Annotated in this window: 19 protein-coding genes; 9 read left to right on the plus strand and 10 right to left on the minus strand. The window is 49.2% G+C overall.

Annotated elements, in window-relative coordinates:
- From ACTHMC_RS17785 to ACTHMC_RS17805, 5 genes are all read right to left on the minus strand, one after another.
- Positions 1 to 929: hypothetical protein (locus ACTHMC_RS17785; protein WP_440415079.1), on the minus strand; the 929-nt coding region annotated here is incomplete at its 3' end.
- Positions 930 to 931: 2 nt separating this feature from the next.
- Positions 932 to 1510, minus strand: coding sequence for an RNA polymerase sigma factor (locus ACTHMC_RS17790; protein ID WP_440415081.1), 579 nt, complete (start codon positions 1508 to 1510; stop codon positions 932 to 934).
- Between the two features lie 65 nt (positions 1511 to 1575).
- Positions 1576 to 2166, minus strand: a complete 591-nt coding sequence (gene rdgB / locus ACTHMC_RS17795; protein WP_440415083.1) for an RdgB/HAM1 family non-canonical purine NTP pyrophosphatase — start codon at positions 2164 to 2166, stop codon at positions 1576 to 1578.
- Positions 2167 to 2213: 47 nt separating this feature from the next.
- A complete protein-coding gene (locus ACTHMC_RS17800) occupies positions 2214 to 2948 on the minus strand; it encodes a hypothetical protein (protein WP_440415085.1) in 735 nt (244 codons plus the stop codon).
- A 44-nt stretch (positions 2949 to 2992) separates the two neighbouring features.
- Positions 2993 to 3868, minus strand: coding sequence for a toxin-antitoxin system YwqK family antitoxin (locus tag ACTHMC_RS17805; protein WP_440415086.1), 876 nt, complete (start codon positions 3866 to 3868; stop codon positions 2993 to 2995).
- A gap of 163 nt (positions 3869 to 4031) precedes the next feature.
- Here ACTHMC_RS17805 and ACTHMC_RS17810 point away from each other — a divergent pair, with 163 nt between their 5' ends.
- Positions 4032 to 5129: an MBL fold metallo-hydrolase gene (locus tag ACTHMC_RS17810; protein ID WP_440415087.1), complete on the plus strand. Its 1098-nt coding sequence runs from the start codon at positions 4032 to 4034 to the stop codon at positions 5127 to 5129.
- Positions 5130 to 5218: 89 nt separating this feature from the next.
- On the opposite strand, the gene ACTHMC_RS17815 is transcribed toward ACTHMC_RS17810, so the two are convergent.
- Together ACTHMC_RS17815 and ACTHMC_RS17820 are read right to left on the minus strand one after the other, a co-directional pair.
- Positions 5219 to 5422, minus strand: a complete 204-nt coding sequence (locus ACTHMC_RS17815; protein WP_440415089.1) for a helix-turn-helix domain-containing protein — start codon at positions 5420 to 5422, stop codon at positions 5219 to 5221.
- A gap of 2 nt (positions 5423 to 5424) precedes the next feature.
- Positions 5425 to 5964 carry a DUF2975 domain-containing protein gene (locus ACTHMC_RS17820; protein ID WP_440415091.1) on the minus strand — a complete coding sequence of 180 codons (540 nt, stop codon included), beginning with the start codon at positions 5962 to 5964 and terminating at the stop codon, positions 5425 to 5427.
- Between the two features lie 213 nt (positions 5965 to 6177).
- Between ACTHMC_RS17820 and ACTHMC_RS17825 the strand changes: the two genes are divergently transcribed.
- The 4 genes from ACTHMC_RS17825 (at position 6178) to ACTHMC_RS17840 (ending at position 8732) form a co-directional block, all read left to right on the plus strand.
- Positions 6178 to 7242 (plus strand): branched-chain amino acid aminotransferase, encoded by a 1065-nt coding sequence (locus tag ACTHMC_RS17825; protein WP_440415093.1) that lies wholly within the window; start codon positions 6178 to 6180, stop codon positions 7240 to 7242.
- A gap of 119 nt (positions 7243 to 7361) precedes the next feature.
- Entirely contained in the window at positions 7362 to 7742 is a 381-nt protein-coding gene (gene rpsL / locus ACTHMC_RS17830) for a 30S ribosomal protein S12 (RefSeq protein WP_130544060.1), read from the plus strand.
- Positions 7743 to 7774: 32 nt separating this feature from the next.
- The gene (gene rpsG / locus ACTHMC_RS17835; protein ID WP_440415095.1) at positions 7775 to 8242 is read left to right on the plus strand and encodes a 30S ribosomal protein S7; all 468 of its coding nucleotides are present in this window, start codon (positions 7775 to 7777) and stop codon (positions 8240 to 8242) included.
- 91 nt (positions 8243 to 8333) lie between these two features.
- Positions 8334 to 8732: a hypothetical protein gene (locus tag ACTHMC_RS17840; RefSeq protein WP_440415097.1), complete on the plus strand. Its 399-nt coding sequence runs from the start codon at positions 8334 to 8336 to the stop codon at positions 8730 to 8732.
- Positions 8733 to 8735: 3 nt separating this feature from the next.
- Here ACTHMC_RS17840 and ACTHMC_RS17845 read toward each other — a convergent pair whose 3' ends face one another.
- Positions 8736 to 11345, minus strand: coding sequence for a S8 family serine peptidase (locus ACTHMC_RS17845; RefSeq protein ID WP_440415099.1), 2610 nt, complete (start codon positions 11343 to 11345; stop codon positions 8736 to 8738).
- Positions 11346 to 11507: 162 nt separating this feature from the next.
- Between ACTHMC_RS17845 and fusA the strand changes: the two genes are divergently transcribed.
- The gene (fusA, locus tag ACTHMC_RS17850) at positions 11508 to 13658 is read left to right on the plus strand and encodes an elongation factor G (RefSeq protein WP_440415101.1); all 2151 of its coding nucleotides are present in this window, start codon (positions 11508 to 11510) and stop codon (positions 13656 to 13658) included.
- 241 nt (positions 13659 to 13899) lie between these two features.
- Here fusA and ACTHMC_RS17855 read toward each other — a convergent pair whose 3' ends face one another.
- Both ACTHMC_RS17855 and pnuC read right to left on the minus strand, forming a co-directional pair.
- On the minus strand, positions 13900 to 14955 hold the full coding sequence (locus tag ACTHMC_RS17855; protein WP_440415103.1) for an acyl-CoA dehydrogenase: 1056 nt from the start codon (positions 14953 to 14955) through the stop codon (positions 13900 to 13902).
- A 2-nt stretch (positions 14956 to 14957) separates the two neighbouring features.
- On the minus strand, positions 14958 to 15599 hold the full coding sequence (gene pnuC, locus ACTHMC_RS17860) for a nicotinamide riboside transporter PnuC (protein WP_440415105.1): 642 nt from the start codon (positions 15597 to 15599) through the stop codon (positions 14958 to 14960).
- A 452-nt stretch (positions 15600 to 16051) separates the two neighbouring features.
- On the opposite strand from pnuC, the gene ACTHMC_RS17865 reads away from it, so the two are divergent.
- The 3 genes from ACTHMC_RS17865 to rpsJ all read left to right on the plus strand — a co-directional run bounded on the left by ACTHMC_RS17865 (position 16052) and on the right by rpsJ (position 19671).
- Complete coding sequence (locus ACTHMC_RS17865; protein ID WP_440415106.1) at positions 16052 to 18241, plus strand: S9 family peptidase; 2190 nt, start codon at positions 16052 to 16054, stop codon at positions 18239 to 18241.
- 101 nt (positions 18242 to 18342) lie between these two features.
- Positions 18343 to 19152, plus strand: a complete 810-nt coding sequence (locus ACTHMC_RS17870) for a hypothetical protein (protein ID WP_440415107.1) — start codon at positions 18343 to 18345, stop codon at positions 19150 to 19152.
- A gap of 213 nt (positions 19153 to 19365) precedes the next feature.
- A complete protein-coding gene (gene rpsJ, locus ACTHMC_RS17875) occupies positions 19366 to 19671 on the plus strand; it encodes a 30S ribosomal protein S10 (protein WP_014220852.1) in 306 nt (101 codons plus the stop codon).
- Positions 19672 to 19701 lie beyond the last annotated feature (30 nt).

Below are 19701 nucleotides of genomic sequence, written 5' to 3' on the forward strand. Positions count from 1 at the left end.
TATTTATCCTGAAGAAGTTCCTTCAGTTCCATGATATCGAGAAAGTTTGTGGCCGAAGGTACAAAAGATGCCTGTTGCAGCAGTTGTTTCTTCAATTCCTGGATCTTCTGTTTGAGACCAGTTGAGAACTGGCCGTTATCGGCGCCTGTATTGAGAAAGGTGAGCACCGGAAGGAACTTGCGCGACATGCGTGTTTGCTCGCCATTGGGAGCAGTAACGGTCACGTAATGATTGCCAGGTGTAGTGATCAGGTTCATGTCCATCACCATTTTTCCGGATGCATCACGGATGGCTTTGGCGGGAACACTTACTACTTCCTTCACCACTTCCTCCGCTCTTACAAGATTTGGATCGGTGGATGGGAGGTCCTGTTGCTCATTCTCTGTAAGAATATTGCTGTTATCAGTAGTAGTTGTTGCTGTGCTGTTCCTGTGATTCACAGGCAGGGGAGCGGACTTTCTATCCGGTAATTGCTGTGCAATGGACGGAGGCATGTTCAGTGTGGAGGCGGAACCCGAAGGTACTGTACTGGCTTGCGCCTGTGCCGGATTGGTAGCCACAACCGGTGGCTGATCACCTGCGGTGAGGCTGCCGGAAGGTGTGCGGAACAGATACCATCCTCCGTAACTGAGTACAATGAATACGGCTGCGGCCACTGCCACTTTCCAGAGTGGAACGGAAATGACCCTGGCAGGCTTGCGTGCCGGAACAGCTTCTTCTGCTGAAGGCTCAAAAGGGAAGGGAAGACTTTCTGCGATGCTGCTCCATAATCCGGCAGGCGGTTCCATGGCAGATGCTTCCAGTTTCTGTGCAACGCGTTGTTCTGCCTGGTTGAACTCTGTGTCAAGCCTGGCCGACAGTTGATTCCATGAGCCCTCGGGGGGCGCCACTTCAAGATTTTGCAGAATAAATTGGTTAGTGGGTTTCATGGTTATCGCGTATATGATTTCCGCGTGTCGGTTAAATATTGACTGACTTTCTTCTGTAACAATGCTTTTGCCCTTGCGAGCTGGCTCTTGCTGGTGCCTTCGCTGATCCCCAGCATTTCGCCGATCTCCTTGTGCGAATATCCTTCCACCACGTACAGGTTGAAAACAGTGCGGTAGCCAGGGCTCAGCTCCTGGATGATCGCAATGATATCTTTTTCTGCCAGTTGGTCCAGGGCAGTGATATCACTGTCTTCAATCGTATTCTCTTCTTTTTCGCTGACACTGGAGAGTTGTGCCGATTTCTTCCTGAAATATTCGATAGAGGTATTCACGAACACCCTTCTCATCCATCCCTCAAAAGACCCCTCGGCCCGGAACCGGTGAAGATTCCTGAATACCTTGATGAATCCTTCCTGAAGCAGGTCCTGCGCATCATTGCTGTTATTGGCGTAACGCAGGCAGACTGCGTACATCTTCGGCGCAAATCTGCTGTACAGTTCCTCCTGGAGGCGACGGTCACCCGCCACTGCTCCCTTTATCAAGTCGGTTTCGCTGATGTTATAGTTGCTTTTGTTAGCCAAGTTTTTGTTCTGATGTTGAAAAGATAATGGAAAAATCGGCTTTAATCCACTTATTACGAATAGTTCTACACTGTTGTTGTTTGATTTTGCAAAAATAAAACCAGCTTGTCGGCCGCTTTCCGGCGATGGCTGAACCGGTTCTTTTCCGCAATGCTCATTTCCGCAAAACTCCTGTCGCCCCCCTCCGGAATGAATACCGGGTCATAACCGAAGCCGCCGCTGCCCTGTCTTGCAGCCAGGATGCGGCCCTTGCAGATCCCTTCAAACAAATGCTCTTCCCCCTTCCAGATGAGGGAGATAACGGTGCGGAAACGGGCCGACCGGTCCGGCGTATCGCCCATTTTACTCAACACTTTATCTATATTCTTATCGAATGCTTTGTCTTCCCCCGCATAGCGGGCGCTTTTGACCCCAGGCTCACCGTTCAGCGCGTCGATCTCCAGACCGGTATCTTCGCTGAAACAGTTCTCCCCCGTAAGCCGGTGGATGGTGCGGGATTTTTCGGAAGCGTTTGCCTCCAGGGTATCGTGAGGTTCGGGAATATCTATATCGATGCCGGCGGCTTTGAGACTGATCACTTCCAGTGACCCGCCGATGGCGGCCTGCATCTCCGTAACCTTATTGGCATTATTGGTAGCAAAAACGATCCTGATCATAGGTAAAATTATAACATGCTGAAAACAGAGCCTTGCCTGATCTGTCCTTAAATATTGAACATTTTCTTCAAACATCCCCAAAGTTTACCCTTCAGGATCTTGCCTTCTTCATTGGGCTGGTTCATGGCTTCCAGGGTGGTGGCCAGCAGATAGGTGCAGCCTGCATATTCCTGCTCTTTGAAGGGAGGAAAACTCAGGGGTAGCCCGATCTGCTCCGGCTGAACACCAAAAAGCAATGCCTTCTGCGGGTGCAGTTGCTCTGCCAGCTGGTTGAAATGCACGGCATGTGCGGCCGTGTTGATAATGGCCACATCTCCCAGGTTGAGCTTACAGGCGTCCAGCATTTTGGTGAGAAGCTGCAACTCGCTTTCGGGCAGGTAGGCTTCCGTGGTGGAATGAACGATCACGGAAATATTCCTGGCGTTCTTTCCCAGGTAGCGGTATTTTGCATCGGACGGCGCAGGGGTGGTATGGATGGCCGTGGGGGCCTGGGCCGTTTCCGGCATCTGCGGCACGGCAGAGGCGGGGGCGCCCACACTCAAAGGGGTGGTGGCGTTCACTTCCGGCGTTGTAGGGAAGACAGGATTCGAACCTGCGGCCTGCTGAGGAGGTACCATTTCAACAGGTTGCTGCGGTTCAATAGCGGTCTTCATCACAGGGCTCGTTTCTTCTGCCTTCCTTCCGGGATTGCCTGGCATATTTGCATAATCATCCGTAACAACCACCTGTTTGTAGATGCCGGATAATACGCTTGAAGGCAATTGAATATTCTCGAAGCTCATAGGCTGTAAAGATACAAAGGAGCCAGCCAGATAGTGGATGGTGTTCAGATTTTTTCCCCGTTCCGGTACGTGACCACTTCCCGGACGGTAGTATCATCGTCGTAAAAAATAACGGTTCCGTTCCCCTCTTTCAATGTTCCGGCGTCACGCTTGTTACCCTTGCTGTCGTAATTGGCCACGATGGTCCAGGCTTTATCCATTTTATAGATCTGTTCGATCCAGGGTTTGCCATCAGGATAATAATAAATGCGCAGGCCATCCCGCTTTTCTCCTTTTACGATGAATCTATCCTTGAGGATACCTGATTCGTAATATTCTTTTACTTCTCCGTTGGGCTCGTTGTTCAGGATGGTGGTTTCCCGGGCAACTTTCCCGTTTTTATGATATTCCCGGGCAATGAATTTTCTCACGCCATCCAGGTATTCATGCTCCTTCATGATGGTGTATCCATCGATCCAGAATTGTTGTGAAACGCCACTGAGACTGTCATTCACAAAATTATCCGACTGCACTTTTCTTCCACGGAGGTTGTACCAGATCCAGGGACCGTTGAGTTTGTCGTTCACATAGGTTTGCTCGGCTATGAGAAAGCGTTTGTTATGATCGGCAGAGTCTATCAGGTACTGCCTGGTGATGCCATTGCGTTTCCCTCTTTTCACTTCGCTCTCGATATTGAGCAGGGCGCGCACATTGCCCCGCACGTGGGTGGTATTGTTATCATCCACATCATAAATGGAAACTTCTGTAACGAAATAAGTTTTGATGAGGCCGTCCTTTACCGGACCGGTTGATTTGAACTCACTGGAGTCGTAATTCCTTACAAAATGTTTTTTGGTATACTTAGGTTGCCGTGCCTGTGCGGAAATTGCCAGACAAACCAATAAGCTGAGGCAAAGGAATTTCATAACTGTTTTATTCATAATGGATAATGTAAACTTAAGCAAAGAAAGCTTCAGGAGCAAGCCGTACATGGTTTTCAGAAATCAGGGAAATTCCGGTTCTTTTAAAATATATGACCTTCTGGTTCGTCAACCAGAATAACAACGTTTCATGAAAAGGTTTTTTAAAATTATCAAGCGTATTATGTTTATCTTTTTAGTTCTCATATTGCTGTTAGCAGCGGCCACTGTCGTTTATATGCAGCAACCCCAGTTCGGTAAGCTGCCTGCGGGAGCCAGACTGGCACTCATTGAAAAATCGCCTCACTTTAAAGATGGGAAATTCCGCAACCAGGTGGAAAAACCCACTATCACCGAAGGATACAGTATTGCGGGTGAACTCTATAAAACACTCTTCAAAACTTATCCCAACCGGATGCCGGTGGATTCATTGCCTTCTGTGAAAACGGACCTGCATGCTTTGCCGCCGGACAGTAATTTCCTGATCTGGATGGGGCATTCAACCGTATACATGCAACTCCATGGAAAGCGGATTCTGGTGGATCCCAGTTTCAGTGGCAAGGCTTCGCCATTACCCTGGGGAGTGAAGGCATACAAAGGCAGCAATATTTTTTCTGCCGATGATATCCCGCAACTGGATTACCTGATCATTTCACATGATCACTATGATCACCTGGATTATGAAGCGGTGATAGCATTGCGCAGCAAAGTGAAACATGTGATCTGCGGATTGGGTGTTGGTGCGCACTTTGAATACTGGGGGTATGACACTGCGCAGATCATAGAGAAAGACTGGTATGAAAAAGTGGAAGTTGATAAAGGATTCACCATTTTTACTGAATCTTCTCATCACGCATCCGGCAGAGGTTTTGTGCAGGGAAAATCGCTGTGGATGTCTTACCTGATCCAGACACCCGATATGAAGATCTATATCAGTGGTGATGGTGGTTATGGAGAACGTTTCAAAGAGATCGGTAAGAAGTATGGAGCTATCGACTGGGCCATCATGGAAGACGGGCAGTATGATAAAGCCTGGCAAAGTGTTCACAATCTTCCTGAAGAAGTGATCCAGGCCACGCTGGAAGTGAAGGCAAAGAATATGATCCCGGTGCATCACTCCAAATTCACATTGGGCAAGCATCCCTGGAATGAGCCGCTGAAGCGGATCAAGGAATTGTCTGCTTCGCAGCCTTACAATCTTGTAACGCCGTTGATCGGTCAACCGGTAGCGTTAGAGGATAGTACGGCAACGTATTCTTCCTGGTGGGAAAATGTAAAATAGAAAAATCAAAATAACAGAAACGCATACTGTTACAATCAACAATAAAAAATGCTCCGGAGCAACCTTTTCCGGAGCATTTGATTGTAATGCTATTCCGTAAATTCCAGTATATCCCCCGGCTGGCAATCCAGCACTTTGCAGATCAATTCCAGCGTGCTGAAGCGGATGGCCTTTGCTTTTCCTGTTTTCAGAATGGAAAGATTGGCGAGCGTGAGCCCTACTTTTTCCGAAAGCTCGTTCAGGCTCATCTTCCGCTTCGCCATCATTACATCCAGGTTTACGATGATCGGCATTTTTATACAGTTAATTCGTTTTCAGATTGGATCTCTACGCCACGCTTGTACACCTGTGAAATGGCGTACACCAGTAATGCTGTAAAAAGATATTCGGGCAGGGGACCTCTTTCAATGTCAAGATTGCTCACTTTCCATAGCCAGGTGCTGTGAATATTATGAACAAAAGAAATGATGCCCAGGCAAAGCAGTATCAAACTGATCCTTTCCAGTATGCGGGCCATTTTTTCAGAAAAAGGAGATTGAGCGTTTACGCTATCCAGTGATTTTGCCAGCATCCAGGCGATAGATGCTTTCATGAAAGCTACCAGCACCAGGTACAGCACGGTGAGATTGTAATGCAGCATGCTGAATTCGCGCAGGGCGGAAAGATCGAGGCCCCTGTACAGGTTGGAGGAAGCCTTTGCTTCCTGTATGCTTACGATGTAACTCAGGAAGGTGGAAACGCCCTGTATGATCAGGCCAAAGCAGGCGGCCCAGGCGAGGATTCGGAGGATCCCTAATATCTTTTGGGTTCGGGTGGAAGGTGTTTGTGTGGACATGGTTTATTTGTTTATATACCAAATGTAAATAAAAATTTATTGAAAAACGATAAATAAAATGTCTTTTTCGATAAATAACAGGATTAAAGGGGGATAGCGCTGACAGATGGTTTTACGTATAAAGCATTGCTAACATCCGTTAGTTTTTGTGTCCGATTTTTTGCAGGGCGTAACTTTCTTCGTTTCTTTGTAGTTCTAAAAACAAAAGGAATTATGATTGATGCCTATAGCATTCCTGTTACAAAAACTGAACGTAGCAAGCTGAATGACACGCCCCTGGAGAATATCCCCTTCGGAAAGATCTTTACAGATCATATGCTGGAAGCCGATTATATCAATGGTGAGTGGACCAATGTGGAGATCAAACCATATCAGAATCTCTCTCTGGCGCCATCACTGGCGGCCATCCATTATGGTCAGTCTATTTTCGAGGGCATCAAGGCGTACAGGAATGCGGCAGGTGAGGCATTTATCTTCCGTCCATACGATAACTGGAGCCGTTTCAACCTGAGCGCAAAGCGTATGCAGATGCCTGAAGTGCCTGAAGAGATCTTCATGGAAGGCATGCGCCAGCTGATCAATCTCGACAAGAAATGGATCCCCAACTTCACAGATCACTCGCTTTATATCCGTCCGTTCATGTTCTCAACCGATGAGGTGATCGGCGTAAAAGCATCCGATACATACAAGTTCATGATCATTCTCAGCCCCACAGGCCCTTACTACAGCGCTCCGATGCGCATTTATGTGGAAGAAGCCTACACTCGTGCTGCTCCGGGCGGGATCGGCTTTGTAAAAGCGGCTGGCAACTATGGCGCCAGCATGGCTGTTACGGCTGAAGCGCGCAGGCAGGGGTACGACCAGGTACTGTGGACCGATGCTTTTGAGCACAAGTATGCACAGGAGATCGGCACCATGAACGTGTTCTTCGTTACGGGCAATACCATCCTTACGCCGGACCTGGAACAGGGCACCATCCTGAATGGTGTTACCAGGAGCAGCGCCATCACCATCCTGAAAGAGATGGGTTACAATGTGGAGGAGCGTGCCGTTAACATCGAGGAAATGATTGAGTTATATAAGAAAGGCCAGCTTCAGGAAGTGTTTGGAACGGGTACGGCTGCAACCATTTCCCCGATCCGTGAACTGAAGTACAAGGACTTTGTGATGACCTTCAATGTAGACGAGTGGAAAGCCGCTCCTGAAATGAAAAGAAGGCTGACTGATATCCGTGAGGGTAGGGCAGCTGATAATCATGGTTGGTTATTCAAAGTATAAGTGGTTCATTTTCAGTTGAAATTGCGCCCAGTTAAATTTTTTCACAAATTCGATTATCAAATTTTGGTAAATAACAGGTAGGGGGTTACCTTTGCCGTCCCAAAAATAAAAGGTTCAGAATGCCTACAATTCAACAATTGGTAAGAAAAGGAAGAGAGATCATCAAGGCAAAGAGCAAATCAAGAGCTCTGGATTCCTCACCATTCCGTCGCGGTGTATGTACACGTGTTTACACTACTACTCCGAAGAAGCCTAACTCCGCTCTGCGTAAGGTAGCCAAAGTGCGTCTTACAAACAAAGTAGAGGTGATCGCTTACATTCCTGGTGAAGGTCACAACCTGCAGGAGCACAGTATCGTGCTGGTAAGGGGTGGTCGTGTGAAAGATCTGCCAGGTGTTCGTTATCACATCGTACGTGGTAGCCTGGATACTGCTGGTGTGAAAGACAGAAAGAAGAGCCGTTCTAAATACGGTACCAAAAAGGAAAAAGCTAAAAAATAATCAAAAAGTACGCATTTATAAATAATTGATAAATGAGGAAGACAAAAGCCAAGAAGATCGCTCCGGCGCCTGATTCTAAATATAATGACGCTCTGGTTACGCGCTTCGTAAACAACCTGATGTGGGAAGGCAAAAAGAACACTGCTTTCAACATATTCTATGATGCGATGGATCGCGTGTCAAAGACAACCAACGAGAACGGTTATGAAATTTGGAAAAAGGCATTGAGCAACGTTACGCCTGCTGTTGAAGTTCGCAGCCGTCGTATCGGAGGAGCTACCTTCCAGATTCCTACCGAGGTTCGTCCCGACAGGAAGATCTCCCTCAGCATCAAATGGATGATCCGTTTCAGCCGTGAGAGAAATGGTCGTAGCATGGCTGAGAAGCTGGCTAACGAAATCGTTGCTGCTGCTAAAGGTGAAGGTGGTGCTTTCAAAAAGAAAGAAGACACTCACCGTATGGCTGAGGCTAACAAAGCCTTCTCGCACTTCAAAGTTTAATTTATCTTTGAGTCAATATATTAGCCCTCACCCATGGTGGGGGTTTTTTTGTTTCTTTGTTCCTTACACGTACACGTAATGCCTGCACCTTATGATCAGACCCATTATTCAACTGGTGATACTCACCGTGGTGGTACTGGCCTGCGGAGAACAGTCTGCTAACGGCACTGCATCTCCCTCGGAACAACCGGGATCTGCCATTATTGATACTGACTCTCAGGATCAGAACTCTTTCCAGCGCCTCCCTTCCAGCCCCCTTCCGGGTACCTGGGCCATGAAGGGAAGTAATCGCATCAGCTTCATCCTGACCAAAGATTCCCTTTTTTATCCGCAACGCGTTGGAGCCTACAAGTATAAGGCCACACCGGATAGCATCCACTTTTATATGGATGGATATGTAAATGATTTTGCCTGGGAAATGCATGGAAAGGATACGCTCGAAATGAGGGTAGACAGTGCCCAGGGATTTCTCTATTATCGCATGAAATAGTTCCTATTTCACCAGGAACGATGTTTTATACAACCTTTTCCCATTCCTTATTACCAACAGAAAATAGAGCCCGCTCTGCAGACCGGTCACAGATACCTCCTGCGGATACTGGTTCAATGGCTGCTGCCTCACCAGCAGCCCCTGCACGCTATACACCTGTATGAAAGCAGGCGAAAAGTCAGATGCATATATTTTTATTCTCCCGCTGCCTGCTACCGGATTGGGATAAAGAAGATAAGGCGCATCCAGCGAAGTGAATACGGAGGCCGGCTGGCTGTAAACCGATCGTCCGTTCTGTAATTCCAGTTTCAACCGGTACGTATTGCTGCCGCGCACCAGCTGGTTATCGGTCCAGTTGTATTGCAGGTCAGTTGGCAGGCTGATACTTTGCATGGTGTCATAGCCACCCGGCCTGGCCTTCTCCAGCATTATTCTCTGTATACCATGCAGGCTGCCCAGGTCAGCCGTGACCCGCGCAGCTTTAGGGCCTTCGGGATCTGCCAGGAAACTCCTGATATAACAATCCACGCCCTGTTGGGTATAATCGAAAGTGAAACTTTTTTGTCCGGGTACACCATCAATCACCGGCGCTACCGCAAAAAAACGTTGCGGTTGTTGCTGTTTCTGCAATACCAGGTTGGTATCGGCAAGGGTTGAATATGTTTCAAGGTATGGAGCGTCTTCTCCCAATGTATATACGCGCCATTGCTGAATGCCGGCAGGTTTGTTCCATCCGATCAGAAAGCTGTCGGGACAGTTGAAGCCCGTGAATGCAGTCAATCTGGAGCTGACAATAAAGGATGCTGAATAGATGATTTCAGTGTTAACGGTAATGCGCAACCGGATAAGGGCATTTACATCCGGCACCTGCCACCGGTAACATTTTTTTGAAAGATCCACCTCGGCAACAGGATGCCAGTTGTTGTCAGAAAGGGCGTATTCAATCCTGCCTGTACCCGCATCAAACGTAGATGCCCAGCGGATCATATAAGGTACGCCACCCCTGAGCTGATCCGATCCGGTAGGGGCATACCAGTAAAAGCGATCGGCTGTATCCAGCTGATATGCGATTGAAAAAGACTGTGACGCAGTGTTGATACTGCTGCCATTTACGCGGATGCTGCAAATGCCGGGAGCAGGGTTTTGAATAGTGATCTGCTCAGTTGTGTTGAGGGTGTCGATGCCCTGCCTCGCAGGCTTTTTCAGTGAGTCGGTGTGAGCGGCGTGGGAGAGGATCCAGGGGTAGGTGATGATACCGGCGCACTGCACGGAGAGGTCGAGATCATTCACCAGCGCTTTTGATGCGGCTGGTGCAGCGGGAGGATCGGTATAGCTCATAGTTATTTTAATACGCCTGATGCCCGGGCCGATATCGAGCGTATACGTTTGGGTTTCCTGCTGCTGCAGGCTGCCACTGAAATATCGTTTGTTGAACATTGTCAGTACAGCATTGGCTGCATTGGCATTGCCATAACCGGCTGCATAATCCGGACCTTCCGCACCTGTTTCATCAGCGCTGTTGATCAGGATGGCCTTTACAAGTGCCGCTGGTGGAAGCGATGGGTTACCTGATACTTCCCATGCCTCCTGCAGCAGCAGGGCGATGCCGGAAACGATGGCTGCTGCGCCGGAGCTTCCGTCCTGTCCATAAGCCACCAGTTCCGGTTTGAGCCTCCCATCGTATGCAGGTCCCCGTGAGCTCAATGCTGCCACATTGTAAAAAGAATCTGTTGCGCCAACGGTAATGATATTTTTGGCCATTTTGAAACTGCCGGTGAGGTTGGCGAATGCGGGAATGCCCGCGTACACACCGCTGGTGGCGGCTGCAACACCATCATTACCTGCACTGAAAACGTGCACCAGTTCCGGCCTGGCGATTACGCTGGCATCATAAGCCAGTGCATCCGCCCCGTAATAATTTTCTATGCCGGTGCCATAAGAATGGTTTTGTACGCTGATATTATAACGAAGATAATCGGCGTCTGTTTCGGGAAGCAGGGTAATGAAACTGGCGCTGCTGAGAATGGCCGCAGGAGCGGCGCCTCTGCCGGTGAAATGGGAATTGCCTGCACCCAGGGCCATGGTGGCCATGAAGCTGGCATGTACGCTCTGTTCGGGATCAGCCAGGGATGTACTCCGGAACCTGCCCCTGAAATCGATATCGCTGCTGTCTGGCCGGCGTTCCTTGAGGCTGAGGATTTTATTCTGTCCCTGGATGCCCGGAAACCAATGGTGGACGGTATTCAGCTGGTTGGCGCTGGCGTCGAAAGTAACAGTGGCCAGCTCTTCGCGGGGGAGGCGAGGCTTATCGGCATAACTGACCAGTTCTTTTTCTGCGAGCAGGGCCTGTACCTGGGGGCCGGTGGCGCGAAGCACGGTAAGGCCGGTGCGGGGATCCTGTCTGAGAATGGGAGGGGAACCGGTTTTAATAAGGCTTTTCCTGAGGAGGGCGGTATCTTTGCAGATCAGCCACCATGCAGTGGGTTGGTTTTCAGCAGTCTTTTTGACGGCAGCCGGACTCAGCCTGCTACCGGGCGGCTGGCTGGATTCCTGGGCAGGCAGCTTTACGTACCACCCGGATAAGGTCAGGAGCAGCAGGAATAATTTTCTCATGATCGGCAGGGCTGTTCTTAAAGTTAAATAATTGCCTGCGCCCGCTGTCCACATAAATTTTGCGGCTCCCGCACGTATTTTTCCGGGTTATTTGATTACCTTTGCGCACCAAATTAGGGATATAATTCCCTGTTCACATTAAAAAGCAAACAAAAACAAGTCATGGCAGACTTACGACTACAAAGAAATTTTGGTATTGCGGCTCACATTGACGCCGGCAAAACCACTACCACAGAGCGTATCCTGAGGTATACCGGTATGATCCACAAGATTGGTGAAGTACACGACGGTGGCGCTACCACTGACTGGATGGAGCAGGAAAAGGAGAGGGGTATTACCATTACTTCTGCTGCTGTTAGCTGCCAGTGGCAATTCCCTACCGTTAACGGTAAGGCTGATGCAAACACCAAGAAATACTACTTCAATATCATCGATACTCCAGGTCACGTGGACTTCACCGTAGAGGTTGAACGTTCCATGCGTGTACTGGATGGTCTGATTGCACTGTTCTCTGCCGTGGACGGTGTTGAGCCTCAGTCTGAGACTGTTTGGCGTCAGGCTAACCGTTACAAGGTTCCCCGTATCGGTTTCGTAAACAAAATGGACCGTTCCGGTGCAGACTTCCTGAACGTGGTTAAACAGGTGAAGGAAATGCTGGGTGCGAAAGCCGTTCCCCTGCAGCTCCCGATCGGTGCTGAAGATGATTTCAGAGGCGTGGTTGACCTGATCACCATGAAAGGTGTAATCTGGGATATGGCTACAGAAGGTATGACCTTCGAAACCATTCCTGTTCCTGCTGACATGGTTGCTGAAGCTGAAGAGTGGAGAGCGAACCTGATCGAGGCAGTGGCAGAATATGACGACAAACTGATGGAGAAATTCTTCGAAGATCCCAACAGCATCACTGAAGCTGAAGTACACGAGGCTATCCGTAAGGCTACCATCGACCTCAGCATCGTTCCGATGATGTGTGGTTCTTCCTTCAAGAACAAGGGTGTACAAACTGCACTGGATGCTGTTTGCCGCTACCTGCCTTCTCCTGTAGATATCGAAGATACCGTAGGTATCAACCCTGAAACAGGTGCTGAAGAGATCCGCAAAGCTGATCCTAAAGCTCCTTTCGCAGCCCTGGCCTTCAAGATCATGACCGATCCTTTCGTAGGTCGTCTCGCGTTCTTCAGGTGTTACAGCGGCCACCTCGATGCCGGTTCTTACGTTAAGAACATGCGTTCCGGTAAAAACGAGCGTATCAGCCGTATCATGAAGATGTTCGCCAACAAGCAGAACCCTATCGATTTCATCGAAGCTGGTGATATCGGTGCGGCTGTAGGTTTCAAGGAAATCAAGACCGGTGATACACTTTGCGACGAAAACCATCCGATCGTTCTCGAGAACATGTTCATCCCTGAGCCTGTAATCGCGATCGCAGTTGAGCCTAAAACCCAGGCTGACGTTGACAAAATGGGTATGGCTATCGCCAAGCTGGTTGAAGAAGATCCTACGCTCCGCGTAAATACTGATGAAGATACCGGTCAGACCATCCTCCGTGGTATGGGTGAGCTGCACCTGGAGATCATCATCGACCGTATGCGTCGTGAGTTCAAAGTAGAAGTTAACCAGGGTGCTCCCCAGGTTGCGTATAAAGAAGCATTCCGCAAATCCGTCGAACACCGTGAGGTGCTGAAGAAGCAGTCTGGTGGTCGTGGTAAGTTCGCCGACATCATCTTCGAATTCGGTCCTGCCGATGAAGAGTGGCTGAAAGCAAACGACGGAGAGCATTTCCAGTTTGTGAATGATATCTTCGGTGGATCCATCCCACGTGAGTTCGTTCCTGCTATCCAGAAAGGATTCCAGGCTTCAATGAACTCCGGTGTTCTGGCTAACTACCCTGTTGAGAACATGAAGGTTCGTGTATTCGACGGTAGCTTCCACGCGGTTGACTCTGATTCCATGTCATTCGAGCTTTGTGCTAAAGCAGGTTTCCGTGAGGCAGCCCGTAAAGCACAGCCCGTTCTCCTGGAGCCTATCATGAAGGTTGAAGTGATCACTCCTGATCAGTATATGGGTGATGTAACAGGTGACCTTAACCGTCGTCGTGGTATGCTGGAAGGTATGGACAGCCGTAACAATGCACAGGTGATCAAAGCAAAAGTTCCCCTGTCTGAAATGTTCGGTTACGTAACACAGCTGCGCTCACTGAGTTCCGGCCGTGCTACCTCTACCATGGAGTTCTCTCACTACTCTCCTGCACCTAACAACATCGCTGAAGAAGTGATCGCGAAAGTGAAAGGAAAAGCAAAAGTTGAAGACTAATAGCATCCCGCTATACATATTCAGAGGCTGGCCCAAAAGGTCAGCCTCTTTTCGTTTCGGTGTGTTCCGGTACGTGGAGTGTGAGCGTAGTTAGAGTGTGCACGGTAGCTCGCCTCTGGCGGGTTACTTATATTCAGTTCGCCCCCGGCGAACCAACCGGGTGCAGCACCAGACTGGTCGCCGGAGGCGACGGAATATTTGTCACTCGCTGGGACGCGAGCGACGGCGGCACCCTGAGTAATTATATTTCCCGCAATAATTTGTGCTGGGATGCGGTGAAGAAATTCCGCCAGATCCGGTTCGCTTCTGAATGACTGTCCGCCGCATGCATGCCTGTGAGAGGGTATAAGTTGTGCATCAGTTTGGTACAAACGGCATATAATTCTCTGCTTCGGTTGCTGATCTCCGTTAGAGTCCCTTCTTCCACACGGGCTTGCATTCTCAACTGCTTCCAGCTGCTGTTTATCTTCTCATAAAACAGATCTCGCGCCTGCAGGATCTCTTGCTCCAGTTTTGCTGCAACAGCATCCCGTTCTGAAACATGTTTCATATAAATTTCCAGGAACCGGATGGCCATCCCCGAGAAATTCACACACAGCGTGGCTTCTGCAAATTGTAAGAAAGGGTACCGGTACACTTCCTGTGGTAAAGTGGCATAGGCAGGATCGATCACAAATCTCCTGGTCACAGGAACTACTACAGGACCTGCTTCGAAACTCAGACTGGCTGTGGCTTTCATGCCCATCATCTGCCAGTCGTGCAATTGACGTACTTCATTGGCATGAAACCAGAAAGCAGCCGTTGCGGGGTTGCCATTCCCATCTTTTATAATTACTCCATTCTCTTTCAGGTTGCACACGCAGGTGAATATTGTAGCATGAGGAGCACCTGTGGCATATTTCCACCTGCCGCTGATATGATAGCCATCCGCTTTCAGTTCAGCAGTGCCGGTGGCAGCGCCGCTGCCGGAAAAACAGACTTCAGGATCTTTGAAAAGTGGATCGGATACTTCGGGCTCCAAAAAGCCGATGAAATAATTGGCGCCGCTGCAAAGGGTGATGGTCCAGCCGAAACTTCCATCCGTCCAGGCCAGCGCTTCTTCCAGTTGCAGGGCTTCCGGAAAGGAGAGCTCCAGCCCGCCCCTGTCCTTCGGTACAAAAAGATTGAACCATTTATTACGGTATGCCAGTTCCAGCTGGGCAGGATGTAACTGACTGGCCGTTTCGGCTTCAGCCGCAGTATCGCGGATCATTTCCACTGCCTCGGGGGCAATCAGTGAATGGAAAGGAAGGATCATACTCAGGAAATTGATGGTGCTAAAACGCCGGAGCCTGATTTGTTCTCACGGGCCGTTTTTCTCCAGCTGAAATATCCGGTCACCGCTACGATGAACAAAAATACAGTAAGCAAGGCGTACAGCGGCAGTTCCTTGTGCAGCAGCAACGGAACGGCGGCGGCATTGGAGATATTCAGCAAGAGCCAGTTCTCCACTTTCCTGCGGGCCAGCAGCCACATACCCGCCCAGGCGGTAGCGCTCACAAAGGCATCGGCAATGGGAACTGTGCTGGGGGTGAAATATTTTAAAGCCAGGAAGAGACCGGGGAAGCCCAGGCCAACGATCAGCGCTACGATCTTCCATTCTCCGGCATTGGTAAAGCTTACCTTCACAAGCGGCTTGCGTTTCTTCTTCACCCAATACCACCAGCCATAGATGCTCATAGCCAGGTAGTAGCCATTGAGCAGGCATTCGGCATACAGACCGGCTTCAAAGAAAATGAAAATGGTAAGCGATACAGCGCCGATACCGGCGGGGTAGAGCCAGATCTTATTGGCACGGGCCAGCAGCACCTCCGTTACACTCAGCGAAACTGCGATCCACTCCAGCGGTGGGGTTGCACCGATCTGCTGCAGAAGCAGGCGGATCCATTCTTGTATGTTCATCTTTTCAGTTTTTTCCCTACGCCGGCATTACCCGGATCAGGTGGATGAAGAAAACAGTTGGGCAGTTTTCTTCAAAGGGTATATTCTCAGCCTGGAAGGCACCCCCTTTGGAATTATGCACAAAATTAATGAATTAAGCCATTCCAATGCCGGAGCATTTGCAGTTATCTGCCAATATGCGCAGTTAAACATTAAAATACCACGGCTGTTAAACAGTGCATGTTCACATTACAGATTTTCATTTTCTTTGCCATCTCTACGCCTTTCGGTACGACCGGAAACGTACCGGAACCGGCTCTATGGTTATGTAGCAATACCTGGAACTAAACCTCCAAAGTACTGGCCTCCTGCTAAAACAGGGGGCCTTCTTTTTACTTCCCTTTTATCATTCTTTTTACCGGACTGCTGCTTTTTGTCTTAATTTCCGTCCCTAAATTTCGCAGGTAATGCATATGATAAGAACCTTACAAAGACTGGTATTTGTAGCTATTGGCATTTTATCTGTCAATACCCTGCTTGCACAGGGAGAATTGCAATGGGCCAAAGACGGCAATAGTTATTATGAGTTCAATGACCAGCAGGGGATCCTGCAGATCATTCCAAAAAGTCCGAATACCGTAGTGGTGAGCAAGGCTCAACTGACGCCCTCCGGTGGCAGTGCGGCACTGGAGCCAGCCAGCTTCAGCTTTTCTGAAGACGATCAGAAAGTCCTCCTCTTCACCGATACCCGCAAGGTGTGGAGGCTCAATACAAAAGGAAATTACTGGGTCTACGATAAAAAAGCAGGCAGCCTGAAAAAACTCGGAAAAGGCCGGCCCGCTTCCTCTCTCATGTTCGCAAAATTTTCCCCCGATGGAAAGAAAGTGGCCTATGTGAGCGAATACAATCTCTATGTGGAAGACCTGGCAACCGGCGCTGTAAAAGCGCTGACTACCGATGGCAACCGCAAGCTCATCAACGGCACATTCGATTGGGTGTATGAAGAAGAATTCTTCTGCAGGGATGGATTCCGATGGAGCCCGGACAGCCGCCAGATCGCCTACTGGCAGATCGATGCCAAGAATACAAAGGATTACCTGATGATCAACAATACTGACTCCATCTATCCTGTGGCCATTCCCGTGGAATATCCCATCGCCGGCGATGCACCTTCCCCCTTCAAAATTGGAGTGGTGGATATAACCGCTGCAAAGACCAGCTGGATGAAAGTGCCTACGGACAAGGTGCTGCAGAGCTATGTCACCAGGCTGGAGTGGGCAGGTGCCGGTGAACTGATCCTTCAGCATATGAACCGCCGCCAGAATGAGAGCAATATCCTGCTCTGTGATGTGAAGACAGGCGCAGCCAAAACCATCTTCACGGAAAAGGATGCAGCCTGGATTGATGTGATTCAGCTCTGGGACGAAGATTATATCTGGGGCGGTTGGGATTGGCTCAATGGCGGTAAGGAATTCATCTGGCCTTCTGAAAAGGACGGCTGGCGCCACTTGTACCGTATCGGTAAGGATGGCAAAGAAACGCTCATCACCGTAGGTAACTATGATGTAATGGATATCGTGTGCATCGATGAAAAAGGCGGCTATGTGTACTTCATGGCCTCGCCCGACAACGGCACCCAGAAATACCTCTACCGCATCACCATCGATGGCAAGGGAACGGCAGAAAGGCTTAGTCCCGCCACGCAACAGGGTATTCACTCCTATGATGTATCGCCCAATGCGAAATATGCCGTGCATGGTTTCAGCAACTACTATACGCCCGGCACTTCTGAAATGATCACCTTACAGGACCATAAGCCTGTGGATGGTGCTTCAAAGATCGAAAGCAATGTTGGCAAGGCAGACAAGACCAAATCCAAACTGGAATTCTTCAAGGTGAAGACCGCAGAAGGCGTGGAAATGGACGGTTGGATGGTGAAGCCTCAGAATTTCGATCCCGCTAAAAAATACCCAGTTGTATTCTATGTGTACACAGAGCCCTGGGGCCAGAACGTGAAAGACCAGTGGGGTGTTGGCCGTAACTTCCTGTATGCAGGGGATATGACCAAAGACGGGTATATCTATATTTCCATCGACAACCGCGGTACACCGGTACCCAAGGGCAGGGAATGGCGGAAATCCATCTACCGCAAAATCGGTCAGCTCAATATCAGCGACCAGGCCGCAGCTGCCAGGGAAGTATTGAAATGGAACTTTGTTGATACCAGCCGCGTGGCGGTATGGGGATGGAGCGGAGGCGGATCTGCCACCCTCAACCTCATGTTCCAGTACCCCGAGATCTACAAGACCGGTATCTCCGTGGCTGCCATCAGCAACCTGTATACATACGATAATATCTATGAAGAAAGGTATATGGGTCTGCCGAAGGAAAACAAAGCGGATTATGAAGCCGGTTCGCCACTCACTTATGCGAAGAACCTGAAGGGGCATCTCCTGTATGTTCATGGCACCAATGATGATAATGTTCATTACAACAATGCCGAAATGCTCATCAATGAACTGGTTAAACATAATAAACAGTTTCAATTGATGAGCTATCCAAACCGTACACACAGTATGGCGGAAGGAGAGGGTACATTTCAGCACCTGGTTACCATGTACACCAACTTCCTGAAACAGTATTGTCCTCCGGGAGCCAGGTAGGACGGGCCTTTCAGGGCAGCTGATAATAAATCATCAATTAGATATTCATTAACATAGGTAGTATTGTTTAATGGTTACTTTGGTTGAATAAACCTGTAGCCATGAAATATTTACTACCTCTTTCTTTTATTGTTCTTCTAACGGTTAGTTGTACACGATATCAGTATCTCACGGTCCGGTCTTCAGATCCCGCAGTTCAGCAGAATGTGAAGGACCAGTTTGTAGTGGAGAATGATACCTTGCTGGTGACGTATGATTTCAAGGGAGCTGATCTTCCGGTGAGTATCCGGATCAGCAACAAGCTGGAGAAGCCGTTGCTGGTAGACTGGAAGCGGTCGAGTATCATCATCAACGACCAGTCCATCAGTCTGAAGCCGGATGAGATCACCAGGGGCTCGGCATTGTCCGCTACTTCGGGAGTGGGCAGGAGTGTGAGGTATTCCGATACCCGGACGGAGTTCAGTGCCGTGACCAGTTCTCCGGCTGACCTGGAGATGGTGCCGCCCCGGGCATATATCGAGCCGGCGCCATTCAGGGTTGCAACTGAGTACTTCGATAATATCCCTGAAGCTGCATGGGCCTGGAGGGAAGTGGTAATGAAAGATGGGGGGCGGGTGAGGAAAAAGGTGGCGGTTTTCAGTGAGCAGGATTCGCCATTGCGGTTCCGGACCTACCTGACCCTGCTGACGGAGGAGAAGGGACCGGCGCAGGTGGTGGAGCATTCATTTTATTTGTCGGAGATCCTGAGCTCGGGGGAAGCTATACCGGGTCATAAAGGACCTTGGGTGGCGAAGGTTTCGTCGGGTGGAGGAGTGGTTGCCGGGGTGCTGGTGGCGGGAGTGATTGGGGCTGCTGCGGCTGCTGCTTCGGGTGAGGCAAAAAATAATCAGGGAAATTTTCAGGGTAATTAAGAGAAGAAACGGGGGAAGGGAGATTGTTGAGAGATGTTGATTATTTCCTGACTTCCAGCTAAATAGATAAATAGTGGCGGCAAAGCGGTGTAAAAAGCCTAGCTTTGCCGCTGATTTTTTAACGGATGGGAGCGAAAGTTTTTGTTTTTTCTTTTGTTAATAAAGAAACAAGCCCTTACCTTTGCATCCCCATCGAAAAATGGGTTTTGGAATATGTCTCAACGAATCAGAATCAAATTACAATCATACGATCACAACCTGGTTGATAAATCAGCTGAGAAGATCGTGAAGACTGTGCGTAGCACCGGCGCTGTAGTAACAGGCCCTATTCCTTTACCTACAAGGAAAAAGATCTTTACCGTTCTGCGTTCACCGCACGTGAATAAGAAGAGCCGTGAGCAGTTCCAGCTCTGCACGCACAAGCGCCTCCTGGACATTTATACATCCAGCAGCCGTACAGTAGATGCGCTCAGCAAACTCGACCTGCCCTCTGGAGTAGAAGTTGAGATCAAAGCGTAAAATTTTTAGAGACCTTGTCCGGGTTTACGA

Source organism: Pseudobacter sp., from assembly GCF_051955275.1.
Classification (GTDB): Bacteria; Bacteroidota; Bacteroidia; order Chitinophagales; family Chitinophagaceae; genus Pseudobacter.